Annotated in this window: 9 protein-coding genes; 3 read left to right on the top strand and 6 right to left on the bottom strand. The window is 67.8% G+C overall.

All coding sequences use genetic code 11. The features are described 5' to 3' along the window. Nucleotides 1–12: 12 nt before the first annotated feature. Together katG and GKZ92_RS19520 are read right to left on the bottom strand one after the other, a co-directional pair. Entirely contained in the window at nucleotides 13–2,238 is a 2,226-nt protein-coding gene (katG, locus tag GKZ92_RS19525) for a catalase/peroxidase HPI (RefSeq protein WP_005198130.1), read from the bottom strand. Between the two features lie 49 nt (nucleotides 2,239–2,287). Further along, on the bottom strand, nucleotides 2,288–2,719 hold the full coding sequence (locus tag GKZ92_RS19520) for a Fur family transcriptional regulator (protein ID WP_006359790.1): 432 nt from the start codon (nucleotides 2,717–2,719) through the stop codon (nucleotides 2,288–2,290). 193 nt (nucleotides 2,720–2,912) lie between these two features. Between GKZ92_RS19520 and GKZ92_RS19515 the strand changes: the two genes are divergently transcribed. Beyond that, on the top strand, nucleotides 2,913–3,656 hold the full coding sequence (locus tag GKZ92_RS19515; protein WP_035754652.1) for an alpha/beta fold hydrolase: 744 nt from the start codon (nucleotides 2,913–2,915) through the stop codon (nucleotides 3,654–3,656). 33 nt (nucleotides 3,657–3,689) lie between these two features. Here the strand turns inward: GKZ92_RS19515 and GKZ92_RS19510 are convergent, their stop codons facing one another. The 4 genes from GKZ92_RS19510 to GKZ92_RS19495 form a co-directional block, all read right to left on the bottom strand. Continuing rightward, nucleotides 3,690–4,154 carry a cupin domain-containing protein gene (locus tag GKZ92_RS19510; RefSeq protein WP_006359792.1) on the bottom strand — a complete coding sequence of 155 codons (465 nt, stop codon included), beginning with the start codon at nucleotides 4,152–4,154 and terminating at the stop codon, nucleotides 3,690–3,692. Between the two features lie 209 nt (nucleotides 4,155–4,363). Then, nucleotides 4,364–5,380 carry a hypothetical protein gene (locus GKZ92_RS19505; protein WP_035754513.1) on the bottom strand — a complete coding sequence of 339 codons (1,017 nt, stop codon included), beginning with the start codon at nucleotides 5,378–5,380 and terminating at the stop codon, nucleotides 4,364–4,366. Nucleotides 5,381–5,639: 259 nt separating this feature from the next. Beyond that, the gene (locus tag GKZ92_RS19500; RefSeq protein ID WP_005198135.1) at nucleotides 5,640–6,485 is read right to left on the bottom strand and encodes a 3-hydroxybutyryl-CoA dehydrogenase; all 846 of its coding nucleotides are present in this window, start codon (nucleotides 6,483–6,485) and stop codon (nucleotides 5,640–5,642) included. 496 nt (nucleotides 6,486–6,981) lie between these two features. Then, complete coding sequence (locus tag GKZ92_RS19495) at nucleotides 6,982–8,370, bottom strand: IS1380-like element ISGosp1 family transposase (protein ID WP_006360329.1); 1,389 nt, start codon at nucleotides 8,368–8,370, stop codon at nucleotides 6,982–6,984. A 128-nt stretch (nucleotides 8,371–8,498) separates the two neighbouring features. Between GKZ92_RS19495 and GKZ92_RS19490 the strand changes: the two genes are divergently transcribed. Continuing rightward, nucleotides 8,499–9,557, top strand: a complete 1,059-nt coding sequence (locus GKZ92_RS19490; protein ID WP_035754515.1) for an alpha/beta hydrolase — start codon at nucleotides 8,499–8,501, stop codon at nucleotides 9,555–9,557. Between the two features lie 175 nt (nucleotides 9,558–9,732). Beyond that, nucleotides 9,733–13,995, top strand: a complete 4,263-nt coding sequence (locus GKZ92_RS19485; protein WP_006359795.1) for a non-ribosomal peptide synthetase — start codon at nucleotides 9,733–9,735, stop codon at nucleotides 13,993–13,995. Nucleotides 13,996–14,014 lie beyond the last annotated feature (19 nt).

The following is a 14,014-nucleotide window of genomic DNA, read 5'->3' as shown; positions in this document are numbered from 1 at the left end:
GATCAGGCTGGATCAGCCCAGATCGAAACGATCGTTCTCGGCAACCTTCACCCACGCCTTGACGAAGTCGTTGACGAACTTCTCGGCGTTGTCGTCCTGAGCGTAGACCTCCGACAGCGCGCGCAGTTGCGAGTGCGAACCGAAGGACAGGTCGGCGGCGGTCGCCGTCCACTTGGTCGCGCCCGACGAGCGGTCGACGACCTCGTAGACGTTCTCGTCGGTGCCCGACTTCCACTCGTAGTCCATGCTGACGACGTTGCGGAAGAAGTCGTTGGACAGCACGCCCGGGCGATCGGTGAACACGCCGTGCTTGGAGCCGCCGTAGTTCACGTCGAGGGCACGGAGTCCGCCGATCAGCACGGTGAGCTCCGGAGCGGTGAGGCCGAGCATGTAGGCGCGCTCGAGCAGCAGCTGCTCCAGCGGGGCCTTCTCACCGCCACGGCTGTAGTTGCGGAAGCCGTCGGCCGCGGGCTCGAGCACCTCGAACGAGTCCACGTCGGTCTCCTCCTGCGAGGCGTCCGTGCGACCCGGGGTGAACGGTACGGTGACCGGGAAACCGGCGGCCTCGGCGGCCTTCTCCACGGCGGCGGCGCCACCGAGGATGATCAGATCGGCCACCGACACCTTCTTGCCGCCGGACGCCGAGTCGTTGAAGTCCTTCTGGATCTGCTCGTAGACCGGCAGGGCCTTGGCGAGTTCGCTCGGCTCGTTGACCTCCCAGTTCTTGATCGGTTCGAGACGGATGCGTGCACCGTTCGCGCCGCCGCGCTTGTCGGTGCTGCGGAAGCTCGCCGCCGACGCCCACGCGGTCTTGAGCAGCTGGGTGGGCGATAGCGCCTCGAGCAGCTTGCCCTTCAGCGACGCGATGTCGGAGTCGTCGACGAGCTCGTGGTCGACGGCCGGCACCGGGTCCTGCCAGATCTGCGGCTCGGCAACCCACGGTCCGAGGTAGCGGGTGACCGGCCCCAGGTCGCGGTGGAGCAGCTTGTACCAGGCCTTGGCGAAGGCCACCTCGAGTTCCTCGGGATGGTCGAGCCAGCGGCGGGTGATGTCGGCGTAGATCGGCGACTCGCGCAGGGCCACGTCGGTGACCAGCATCGTGGGTGCACGTCCCGGTCCGCCGAACGGATCGGGGATCGTGCCGGCTCCCGCACCGTCCTTGGCGACGTACTGCCATGCGCCTGCGGGACTCTTCTGCAGCTCCCACTCGTAGCCGTAGAGGATCTCGAGGAAGCTGTTGTCCCACTGGGTCGGCGTGTTGGTCCAGACGACCTCCAGACCCGAGGTGATGGTGTCCTCCGCCTTGCCGCTGCCGTAGCTGGACTTCCAGCCCAGGCCCTGCTGCTCGATCGGTGCGGCCTCGGGCTCGGGGCCCACGAGATCGGCGTCGCCGGCACCGTGGGTCTTGCCGAAGCTGTGGCCGCCGACGATGAGGGCTGCGGTCTCCTCGTCGTTCATCGCCATCCGGGCGAAGGTCTCCTGGATGTCGTAGGCGGCCGCGATCGGGTCCGGCTTGCCCTCGGGCCCTTCGGGATTGACGTAGATCAGGCCCATGGTGGTGGCGCCGAACGGCTTTGCCAGTTCGCGTTCACCGGAGTAGCGCTTGTCGGTGCCGAGCCACTGGTCCTCGGGGCCCCAGAAGACCTCTTCCGGCTCCCAGATGTCCTCGCGACCGAAACCGAAGCCAAAGGTCTTGAAGCCCATGGATTCCAGCGCGACGTTGCCGGCGAAGACCAGCAGGTCCGCCCACGAGAGCTTGTTGCCGTACTTCTGCTTGATCGGCCACAGCAGGCGTCGGGCCTTGTCGAGGTTGGCGTTGTCCGGCCAGCTGTTGAGCGGGGCGAAGCGCTGCGCACCCTGACCGCCGCCACCGCGGCCGTCGAAGATGCGGTAGGTGCCGGCGGCGTGCCAGCTCATGCGGATGAACAGGCCGCCGTAGTGGCCGTAGTCGGCGGGCCACCAGTCCTGCGACTGGGTCATCAGCGAGACGAGGTCGGCCTTGAGTGCCTCGACGTCGAGCTTCGCGAATTCCTTCTTGTAGTCGAAGTCCTCGCCCAGCGGGTTGGACAGCGGGGAATGCGCATGCAGGACCGACAGATCGATCTGCTCGGGCCACCAGTCCTTGTTGGTCAGCGGCGCATGCGCTTTGGGCTCCGGCGACGGGATCGCCGGGTTCTCGCTCTCGCTGTTGCTCCGGGTGTCTTCTGCGGAATTCGGTGGGCGGCTGTCGGAGGTCACGACATTCCTTTCGATGGTGGAACCGATTGGGCTGCGATCACGGGCGTGATCAAATCGGGGCTGAACTGACGCAATCCGGGCAGAGTCCCCAGTAGATGACCTCAGCTTCGTCGAGGACGAAACCGTGATCGTGGGAGGCGGTGAGGCACGGTGCCTCGCCGACCGCGCAGTCGACGTCCTCGACGGTTCCGCAAGAGCGACAGACGACGTGGTGATGGTTGTCGCCGGTGCGGAATTCGTAGAGCGACACCGAACCCGACGGTTGGATCCGCCGGATGAGACCGGTTTCGGTCAGCGCCCGCAGGACGTCGTAGACGGCCTGGCGGGACACGTTGGGCAGCGTCTGGCGAACGATGCCGTAGATGGTCTCGGTGTCGGTGTGGGGATGTTCGTCGACGGCATGCATGACCGTCACCCGTGGTTGGGTGACTCGAAGGTCCGCGGCCCGGAGTTGCTGGGCATAGTCCGATGTCGATGCCACGCGACCACCTTAGGCACACCGTCTACGCGTTCACGTCGTTTTTCTGGATCTGATCAAAACTCCGTGGGAACAGCGGATTGACGGGTCAGCTGAGAGGGAGCGTGACGCGGTCGTCGTACACGACCACGGGAGACGCAGGGCCGCTGCCGGAATGGTGACAGTAGCTGTCCTAGAGGCCTGGCAGCCTCGTGACGTGACGACGAATGAGAGCAACCCACCCATCATCCTGATCGCCGGACATTGGCTGGGGGCGTGGGCATGGGACGAGGTACTGGAACACCTGACCGCGGCGAGTCGGCGGGCCATTCCGATGACGCTTCCCGGCCTCGACGAGCAGGACTGCGGACGGGCCTCCAGGACGCTCGACGACCAGGCGAAGGCGATCGGACAGACGCTCCTCGGAGCAGGGGCATCCGAGTCCGTGCCGGTGGTGATCGTGGCGCACAGCGGGGCAAACGCGCCGGTGAGTCTGGTGCTCGATCGGCGGCCGGAACTCATACGCCGCGTGGTCTGGGTTGACAGCGGTCCCGTCGCGTCGGGGAGCGTGTTCGCCCCGGATGCGCCGGAGGATCTGGACGAGCTTTCGCTGCCGCCCTTCGATGTACTCGGGGAGCAGGCGAGCTTCGAGGGGCTGAGCACCGAAGCGCTCCAGCGATTTCGGGCCAGGGCCGTTCCGGAACCCGGGCTCGTGCTCCGGCAGCGGGTGGAGCTCACCAACGACGCGCGTCTGGCGGTCCCGACCACTCTGGTGTGCTGCTCGATCCCGAGCGCGCGGATAACGGAGCTGGCCGACGCGGGTCACCCGATGTTCGCCGAGGTGTCGAGGCTCGAGCAGGTCGACTTCGTCGACCTGCCGACCGGGCACTGGCCCATGTGGAGCCGACCCGGCGACCTGGCGCACATCATCACCGAGGCGGCGGGTCTCCCGGTCGGTTGAGTTCGGTGCGTCGGAATGCTACGGCGCGAACGTCTACGGCTGCGCGCAGGCCGGTGCGTCGGCGTCCTCCGACAACGGCTTGCCGGGCGGCATCACGTAGAGGACGTCGAGGATCACCGGAACGGTGCCGAGGTTGGTGCCCTCGTGGGTGTTGACCTTCCCGCCGGGCTCTTCGATGATCTGGCCCGCCCGGTAGACGACCGGCTTGCAGTCCGCTCCCGGGTGGGTGAGAGTGCCCTGCCGGACGAAGCCGTAGATCTGGGCGTCGTGGTAGTGCCAGCCGGTGGTGCCGCCGGGGGCGATGGTGATCTCGCGGACCTCGACGTGAGCGCCCTGGGGGATGAACGGCAGCAGTCCGGCAGGGATGTCGGTGTGGGCGAGGGTGACCGCTGAGATCCCCGACGAGGGAGTCGCATTCGCGAGGGCCGGCCCGAGGAGGCCGGGCGTGAGGAGCGTGGCCGCGGCGAGGGCGGTGATTGTTGCGGTGCGGAAGGTCATCGCGCGAGATTACGACGCGACTGGGCGCGTGAGCTGCGATTTCGACGAATCGGTCGCGATTCTTCGCTCACTTCGTCCGTTCGCGCTCACGCGATATCGATGAGCGCGAACGGATCCCGTGATCGCGACGTCAGACGCGCGCGGTGCGGACACACGACGACGGCCGCCATCCGAAAAGGATGACGGCCGTCGTGTTGTCTTGTGCCAGATCAGCTGTCGATGCCGACCAGTTCCTTGGCGAGCTCGGCGAAACGGATCTCGATGGCCGAGACCACCCGCTGGCGGTTCTTGTGGGTCTCCTCGTAGGCGAGGGTCACCCGCAGATCGGCCGGCGTGGTGAGGTCCTTGACCGCGGCCACGGCATCGCCGACGTTGAGGTCGGTGTAGCCCTCGATCGGCAGGTCCTCGGCCTCGACAGTCCCGGTGATCGCGCGGAGCTGGTGGAGTGCGTCCGCGGCACCCTTGGCGCCGTTGTCGCGGGCACTCTCCTCGACAGCCTCGAGGGCTGCGTCGCGTCCGGCGGCGACGGTCTTCGAGACAGCGGTGCCCGCGTTCTCGATGGCGTCACCGGCGCGTGAGGCGGCAACCGCGGCGTCGTCTACGGCGCTCGCGAAGCGGCTGCGTACCAGCGCGACCGGATCGGGGATCTGTCGGGCGAAGTCGGCGGTCCGGTCGATGGCCCACGAGGCGCCGTTGGCCGGTGCGGCGAGCGCACGCGCGGCGAGTCCGCTGACCCACTGGGTCGGGCCACGACGCAGTGCGGTCGGCCCGCCCAATGCTTCTTCGGCGAGAACGGTGGTCAGCCAGTCGGCCGTCGCGGTGTGGGCGACGATCAGCTTCTCGGCGAGATCGACGAGTGCCTTGTCCTCCTGACCGGTGGCGAGGGCCTTGAGGTACGTCGAACGTGCGAGGAGTCGCTGCTCGAGGGCGAGATCGTCGAGGAGTGCCTCGTCCAGCGGCTGGGCCTGCTCGACGACGGTCTTGGCCAGGGCGCCGACCCGGCCGATCACGGGACGGATCACGTCGACGAGTCCCCCGCGTTCGCGGAGGGCTTCCTCGATCGCGACGGCGCGCAGCCGGGCGTTCTCGGCGTTCTCGGCGAGCTCCTTGCGGATCGCGTCGGTCCGGGCCTGGGCCTGACGCGTCTCGGCGATCTGGATCTCGGTGTGGGTCATCGCGAGGATTGCACGAAGTTGCTGGTGGACGGTGGTGGTCGAAACAGTCATTCGGTCTCGCTCCCTTCTCATCCGCGACGGGATGTGTACGTCCAGAGTGTTGCCACGACGACCGGGTACGTAACCTCCCTCTCGATATCCGCCGCAGTGTTGATCCGAAAACTGTTATGCCACAGTCGCCTACGTGGTTGGTGAGGTGGGTCACAGCCGGGTTTCGTGCACCGGGGGAAAAGCGCGAAGACGACAAAACGCCCCCGGTCGACGCATGGTGCGTCGTCGGGGGCGTTCTGCCGGGATCGTCCCGGCTCGATCAGTAGGAGTAGAAGCCGCGTCCGGACTTGCGGCCCAGGTGACCGGCGTCGACCATGCGGCGCAGCAGTGCGGGCGGCGCGAAGTGCGGCTCGGCGAACTCGTCGTACAGCGACTCGGCGGCGGCAAGGGTGATGTCGAGGCCGATGGTGTCGACGAGGGTCAGCGGTCCCATCGGGTAGCCGCAACCGCCCTTCATTGCGGTGTCGATGTCCTCGGCCGAGGCGTAGCCGGAGTCGTACATCCGGATGGCCTGACAGAGGTATGGGATGAGCAGAGCGTTGACGATGAAGCCCGAACGGTCGCCGGCGTTGACCGGGTTCTTGCCCAGAACGTCCTTCACATAGGTGCTGACCGCTTCGGCGGTCTCCGGCGAGGTGACCAGGGTCGAGATGATCTCCACCAGCGGCATCACCGGGACCGGGTTGAAGAAGTGGACACCCACGACGCGCTCGGGACGCTTGGTCGCGGTGGCGACCTTGATGATCGGGATCGACGAGGTGTTGGTGGCCAAGATGGTGTTCTCGCCGACGGCCTCGTCGAGGCGCGCGAAGATGTCGCGCTTGAGCTGCTCGTTCTCGGGAGCGGCCTCGATGACCAGGTCGCGGTCGGCGAGGTCGGCGTAGTCGAGGCTGACGCGCAGACGGCCGAGCGCGGCGTCGGCGTCCTCCTGGCTGAGCTTGTTCTTGCTGACGGCGCGGGCCAGGGACTTCTCGACGCGCGCACGCGCGGCGTCGGCGAACTCCTGCTTGACCTCGATGATGACGACATCGCTGCCGGACTTCGCGCACACCTCCGCGATGCCAGCTCCCATGGTGCCGCCGCCGATGACGCCGATGTTCTGCACAGTAAAACCTCCGAGTCGAGTTACACGACAAACGGTAGTACGTCGGTTGGGTCCGGCGGAGTCGAGGTCACCCGCGCCCTCGGCCTGACTCGCCCCGCGGACCTGGACGATCGACCAAGCGGTTCCCGTGCGCAATCCCACGTGTTTACGATGACGGAGCGCGGGGCCGTCGGCCCCGGTGCACGCCGAGGTGGGAGTTCCGTATGAAGCGCAAGTCGGGGAATGACGTCACCAGGCCTTCGTGGCTCGTCGCTTTCGCTCCTCGCACCTCAGGCAGCTGGGGGCCGGGCGCTTTCGCTCCTCGCACCTCAGGCAGCTGGGGGCCGGGCGCTTTCGCTCCTCGCACCTCAGCCTGGATCCGTGGAGGGGTGTGGGTGAGTGGTGGTGGGGTGTGCGTGAGTGGTTGATCGTGTTGTGGGCGTCGGGTATTCGCTGATCTTGCGTCAGCTTTTTCACTGGGTTTCCTGGTCGTGGGTGGGCGTGTTGGGGTGTTGGGTCAGGTGGTGTTCACCGCGGCCCACAGGGTGGTGAATGCGTGTTGGGATGGCCAGTGTCGGGGCAGGTGCAGGATGGGTGTTCGTGCTGGTCGGGCCAGTCGGGCGGGCACGGCGATGAGCGTGCGGCGCAGCGTCGCTCCGCGCGCGGCTCGTAGTCTGGGGGCCGCGCTGAGCGCGGCGAGGGTGCGCATGAGGTTGTGGCTGATGGCGGTCAGGGCCAGCCAGGCGGCGTTGGCGCCGAAAACGCCGGAGGGAAGATGCGCCAGCGGTCCGTCGATGAGGTCGGCGAACACGGTCTCGATGACGGCGTGGCCGCGGTGGTTGATGTCGGCGGTAACGGTGTCGTCGGTGGTGTTGGTGAAAAACGAGTGATACCGCCAGGCCGGCATCAGGGTGTCGGTGTCGGCGGGGTGATGGGCTTTGACTCGCCGCACGATGAGTCGGGCGGTGATCGGGTGCGGTGAGAGTGGTTTGACCGTGTAGGTGGTTTCGGCGACTTCGGCATCAGAGATCAACTCGCCGGTGTCGGGGTCGGTGACCGCCCCGGGATAGGACACCGGTGTCCAGGCGTCGTCGCCGATGGCGGTGATTGCGCGGGTGATCGCGGTGTTGGTCCGCAGGACCAGCGAGAACGTGGCGCCCAGGCGTTGGCAGGTAGCCATCACCTCGGCCGACCCGTAGGCGGCATCCGCGCGCACGGTGATCTCACCGGCGGCTCCGGCGCGGCGGGCGGTGGCGATGGTTTCGGCGAGCATCGTTGCTGCTCCGGCGCCGGAGGCGGCGCGCCCGGCGCGCAGCCAGGCGTTGGCGATCACCGGTGGGTGCTCGGGTGCACTGAGGGTGGCGATCAGCGGTGAGAGGCCCCGACGCAGCAGTTCACGTCCGGCGATCTTGGCGTGTCCGTAGGAGGCGCCGGTCTTCTGGTAGCCATAGACCGGGCGCAGCAGGGAATCGATATCGAGGAACACGCGGGCACCGTCGGTGGGTAACAATCCTGCCCGGGCACACATCGCCGGCAGCGAGCGCGTCATCACGGCGTTGAGTTGTCGGGTGTGCCCGGGGGTGAACTCCCGCAGGGTTTGTCCGATCGTGGCCGGGGCGTATACGCGGTCGAACAGGCGGGTGTGCCCACCGGCCCGGACGATGTCGAGGTCGTCGATACTGTCAGCGCCGCAACATAACCCGGCGATCACGGTCAGCAGTTTCGCTTCCAGGTTGGCTCCGGCGGAAGCGACCCGGGTGGTGCCCAGATCGACCCGTTCGGCCAGCAATGCGGCCACCCCGGTCGAGTGAGCCAATTCCATCACCGGCACCAACCCGGCATGCGACACCAGATTGTCATCGTCAAAGAGTGCCGACGTGGCCGAGAAGCTGTGTGATACTTTCACTGAAAGTGCCTTCTGAGCTGGGATGTTTAGTGTCTCAACACCACCAATCATCCCAGCTCAGAGGGCATTTTTATATCACCGACACCCCACACCCCTCCACGGATCCAGGCTCAGGCGGCAGGGCGTCGGTGGGCATCGCGATCTTCTCGGTGTTCGCCGTGGTCGTCGGCCTGCTGGGTATCGGAGCCGGTACCGCGGAGGCCCGCACGCTCGACGGCGTCCGGTACGCACAGGCGAGTCCCGGAGCGCCCTACCGGCAGACCTGGACGTCGCCACGGAATTTCGTCGCCTCGGTGTGGTCTCCGTCGATGCAGACGCAGGTCCCGCTGCTGGTACAGACCCCGGCGAACGGCCACCAGGCCGCACCGGTGATGTACATGCTGAACGGGTCGTCGGGCGGCGAGGAGAACGACGACTGGACCCACGCCACCGACGCGAACGCCTTCTACGCCAACAAGAACGTCTGGACCGTGACCCCGATCGGCGGCGCGGCGACCTACTACGCCAACTGGCGGCGCGTGGACCCGGCGGCGAACTTCCGATACCAGGTGAAGACGTCGCGACCGCTGCGCTGGGAGACGTTCCTGACCTCCGAACTGCCTGCGACGTTCGAGGGGAGGCACGGCGGATACAGCTTCGGGCGGTCGCGTGGCATCGCCGGGATCTCGATGTCCGGCAACTCGGTGATCCGCCTCGCGGAGAATCATCCCGGTCTGTACCGCGCGGTGGGTGCCTACTCGGGCTGTGCCGAGACCGCGACGCCCACCGGGCAGCTCTTGCTGAGGAATGTCGCTTTCGTTCCTTACGGAGCCGACGCGACGAACATGTACGGGCTGCCGGGCGACCCCGAATGGGCTGCGCAGGACCCCGTTGTCAACGCATACAAGCTGGCTCGTCGCACGCCGGCACTGTGGATCTCTGCGGCCACCGGCCTGCCGGGCGGGCACGACAACCCGGCCGACCGCTCGGTCCGCGGGGACGTCGGAAAGCTTGCTGCGCAGGTGACGGCCGGCGGCTTCAGCGAGGCCGCCGCCCGGAGCTGCACGGTCACCCTGGCTCAGCGGCTTGCGGCCCTTCGTATCCCGGCTGTCGTACGGTTCCCGGCGGTCGGGACCCACTCGTGGGGTTACTGGCAGGACCAGATGCACCAGTCCTGGCCCATGTTCGCCAGGGCGCTGGGGGCGTGAACTGCCTGCAGATGCGACGACAGGGCAGGCCGCGTACCTCGTACTTCAGCCGCCTTTCAACTTTCCGGGACTACGTTCGAGATGTGGACCCGGCTGAGCAGCACCGCCGACGATCGCCCGTCGAGGACCCGTCCCGGGGCGAACGGCGATGACGGCGACGCGACGTGCGTTGTGGATGTCCCAGGTCCTTCAACCGGACGTCTCTCACGTCATCGCATTCGGGCTCACCCTGCGTGGGCCGCTCGACGTCCCGCGTCTGGTCGAGACGACTCGTGCGGTACTCGAACACGTCGGGTGGGATGACGTACACATCCCGGCGGGATTCTCCCCGGCCGAGCCCACTACGCCGGATGGCGGTGTCGCCGAACCACTCCGGCGTGCGAACTCCTCACTCGAGTCGATGGTGAGTGTCGATCTCTCCCGGTCCGCTGATCCGGAAGCCGAAAGCGAGAGCCGCGCACAGCAGTTCATCGACGACGCCGACGGCGCAGACCTCACGATGCCGTTGTTCCGCAGTGAGCTGCACCGGCTGGCCGAGGATCGGCACCGATGGGTGATACGTGTCCACCACGTGCTGACCGACGGTGCCGGGGTCTTGCGGGTCATGGGTCATGTCGCCGATGTGTACGGCGGCTCGGCCTCGGCGGCCGATCTTCCGGTGTCAGACCCCGTTCAGCTGGCGGCCGACGAGGACCGGTACGCCGTGTCGCGCCGTCGGGAATCCGATGCGCAACATTGGAAATCCGTTCTCGCCGGACATGAACCGTCGTTGCTGTCTGCAGTGCCCGCGCGGATGACGTCGGAGATCACCCGCGTGACACGACGATTGACGAGTCCACGATCCGCCCGGTCGGAGGAGCTCATCGCGGCGCTGGCCGGTTTGTGCGCGCGGCTCCTCGACACTCCCGACGTGGGGCTCGCGCTCCCGGTCGCGGCGCGTACGTCGGCGGTGCGTCGAATCGCGGTGCAGCCGCTGTCGAATGTGGTGCCGCTCGCCCTGGGCGGGATCGGTGACCTCACGGCCGCGGAGTCGGTCGAAGCAGTGTCGTCGGCAGTGATCGACGTGTTGCGGCACCAGCTCTACTCGCGTGAGGACATGCTTCGTGACAGCCCGCGATCCGCCGCTGTCGGGGTGGTGGTCAACCTGTTGCCCTCGTTCTCCCCGCCGGTCGTCGACGGTCTCCACTGGTCCCTGGAGGTGATGCGGACCGGCCCGGTCGGTGACGTGGCGGTGACGATGCACCCTGCCGATCAGCTCGGGCACCGGGCGGTCACCTGGGAAGCGCCGGCGGTGAGCTTCGACGCTGCGGCACTGGACACTCTTGCCGCGCGATACGACAACTTCCTGACGGCCCTGGTTCGCGAGATCGACGACGAAGCGCCGATCCCCGACGACGCGGTCTTCCTGGAGGGGGAGTGGGATCGCTTCCGACGTCGCAACGGACCGCCGGCACCGCCTTTCAGCCCGACGGCAGCGTTGTTCGCCGACTACTGTGCAGCCGATCCGTCGGCGCCCGCGCTCGTCGACGGCGACATCGAGTGGTCACGCTCCGAGCTCGCGGAACGGGTTGGTCGCGGTGCGCGGCGGCTCGCGGCGGCGGGCGTGCGGGCAGGGGACCCGGTCGTCGTCGCCGTGGAGCGGTCGGCGGCCTCGGTGGTCGCCTTCTGGTCGGTACTGTTGGCCGGCGGCGCCTGGGTACCGCTGGGAGATCCGACGGCCCCGGAGGCGCGAACGCAGACGCTCCTCGCCCGCAGCGGAGCACGGGTCGGGGTGTGTGACCCGGGGGTGGTCGTCGACGGCGGTGTCCGCTGGGTCGACTTGACCGAAGAAGGGGACACCGCAACAACTTCCGTCGACACCCGCGAGTGGAGACCGCCGGGGCTCGACCGCGGTCCCGACGACACGGCGTACATTCTCTTCACCTCGGGTTCGACCGGGCGCCCGAAAGGTGTGGTCATGCCGCACCGCGGGATCCCCGCCCTGGTCGCCGAGATCCGGGAGTCGTATGCGCTGACCTCCCGGTCACGGGTGCTGCACGTCTCGTCCCCGACGTTCGACACCGGCTTCGTCGAGATGCTGTCCGCCGTCGCGACCGGCGCGACACTGATCGTCGCGCCGGCGTCGACCCGCGGCGGCGATCCTCTCGCCGAGCTCATTCGGCGAGCGGGCGTAACCCACATCATCATGACGCCGTCGGTACTCGACACCCTGCCGGTCGACCTCGCGGACGGGCTCACCCAGGTGATCGTCGGCGGTGAGGCCCTGCCGCCCCGACTGGTGGACAGCTGGAGTGGACGTGTGCCCATGCGGAATGCGTACGGTCCCACGGAAACCCGGTGCAGTATCAACATCTCCCGGCCACTGTCGCCGGACGGTGAGATCACCGTGGGCCCGCCGATGGTCGGGGTGACCGAGTCGGTACTGGACCGGCGCGGCCGACCTCAGCCGCCGGGCGCACTCGGCACTCTGTACTGTGCGGGAACGCAATTGGCCGACGGATACCTGGACGACCCCGAGCAGACCGCCGAGGCATTCGTCGAATGCACCATCTCCGACGATACGGTCATGTACCGAACCGGTGACATCGCCACCTGGACCGACGCCGGTGACCTGCGCATCCTCGGCCGGCGTGACGGCCAGGTCAAGTTGCGCGGTCTCCGGATTGAACTCGGCGAGATCGACGCGGCACTCATGCGCTGTGCAGGAGTCCGACGCTGCGCCACGACGTTTCGCGATCTGCCGGCGGGGATTCCCGGGATCGTGTCGTTCGTGGTCCCCGACGACACCTCCCGCCCTCCTGGTTCGCGTGCGCTTCGCCGGGAGCTGGCGCGGATGCTGCCGTCGTACATGGTGCCGACCATGGTCGTCGTCCTCGACGAGATGCCTCGTGCAGCCACCGGAAAGCTGAGTATCGCCGCGCTGCGGGACATCCCGTTGCCGGTCAACGCGCCGTCGCGGGAGGCGGCGGGCCCCCACGAAGCGCTGCTGGTGAAAGTGGTCGGGGAAGTGCTGGGAATCGAATCGGTGGACCCGATGATGGGTTTCGTGGAACAGGGCGGCGACTCGCTGGCCGTCGTGCGGGTGGCTCAGAGACTCGCAGAGGCAGGACACCCGGAGATCGGACCGAACGACGTGTTGACCGCGCCCGATCTCGCGTCCCTCGGCGAATTGATGACGGCGGCGACGACACCGGTGCGCGATGAATCGGCGGGCGACGCGACCGCCGAGCGTTCTCTGACGCCCGCCGAGCTGACCGTGGTGCGCGAGCCGGGTCACCCGTTCGCGCAACTGATCTGCGTCGCCTGGGTCCCAGCGTCATGGGCGCGGCCGGGCACACAGGAGACAACGGCGCTCATCGGCGCCCTCCTCGAACGCCACCCCGCTCTGCGCTCGGTGTATCCCGACACCGCCGCGGGCCCGGTTCGGCGGACGACGGGCCGCGACGTCGTCGACGCGGTCGTGGACCTGGCCGACGTGGTCGAGGTGCCGGATCGGGAGCGGCTGCGCGCAGAGGCGAAAGAGATGGCGGCCGGCCTCGATGTGCGGGTCGCGCCGCCGATCGCGGTGCGTCTTCTCGTCGGTTCGGACGGCGACGTCATGGCCGCGGTCGCGGTGATGCATCACATAGCGGTGGACGGGCGCTCGCTCGGGGTGCTCGCCCGCGACGCCGAGACACTGATGACGGGCGGGGCTCTGGCGCCGGAGAGTGCGTCGTTCGCGCTGGAGACCACGACGCCGCCGGGCGCCGACGAGGACGACCTCGAGCTGCACAATTTCTGGAAGGAATTGCTGGTGCAGCAGAGCGATTCGGTCTTCGAGTGGAACGGGGTCGACCCGGCGTCGCGGAGGAACGATGTCGCGGTCCGACGGCGTGTGTTGATAGACGCCGACACCTATGCCCGTTTCCGGAGCCGGGCGGCGGCCGAACACCTGACGCCGTTCGAAGCCTTCGGCGAGGTGGTGGCCACGGCATTGGCGAACATCACCGGTCAACTCCGAGTCCTGGCCGCGACAACGGTGTCGAAACGGCCCGCGGGTGCGGAGGACGTGGTGGGCAATCATGTGCTCGCGGTCATCACCCCGCTGTCGGCCGGTGATGACCGCGACGCCGCGGTCACGTTGCGACGCACCTGCATTCGAGCCGCGACGGCACCCATGGAGGACGTCCTGGATCTCGCCGGCCGAACCGTCGACGCCGACAATCTGTTTCCCGTACCCGTCCTGCTCGGCTGGACGCCGGTGATCTCGCCCCCGTCGGCAGGGGGAACCCTCTACGCGTTGCCGCCGCGTCGTACCCGGTGGCTGCTGCAGGTGGAGGGATGCCCGACGTCGGCCGGTGAACTCGAGATCGGTGTCACCGGCGCGGCTCAGGCGCTGGGGGCCGAACGGGCCGAGCGGGTGCTGGCGGAGGTCAGTGAGTGCCTACGTCGATGGTGAGATGAGTGCGACCGTGCCA

It is taken from the genome of Gordonia sp. 135 (assembly GCF_009720185.1).
GTDB lineage: Bacteria > Actinomycetota > Actinomycetes > Mycobacteriales > Mycobacteriaceae > Gordonia > Gordonia alkanivorans.
Note: the sequence above shows the minus strand (reverse complement) of the source record. Positions and strands in the feature narration are given on the sequence as shown.

Bases quoted from the DNA above. Each gene is read 5' to 3' on its own strand.
- GKZ92_RS19510 (WP_006359792.1), bottom strand. From the start codon at position 4,154: ATGACCTTCCGCACCGCAACAATCACCGCCCTCGCCGCGGCCACGCTC.
- GKZ92_RS19505 (WP_035754513.1), bottom strand. From the start codon at position 5,380: ATGACTGTTTCGACCACCACCGTCCACCAGCAACTTCGTGCAATCCTC.
- GKZ92_RS19485 (WP_006359795.1), top strand. From the start codon at position 9,733: ATGTCCCAGGTCCTTCAACCGGACGTCTCTCACGTCATCGCATTCGGG.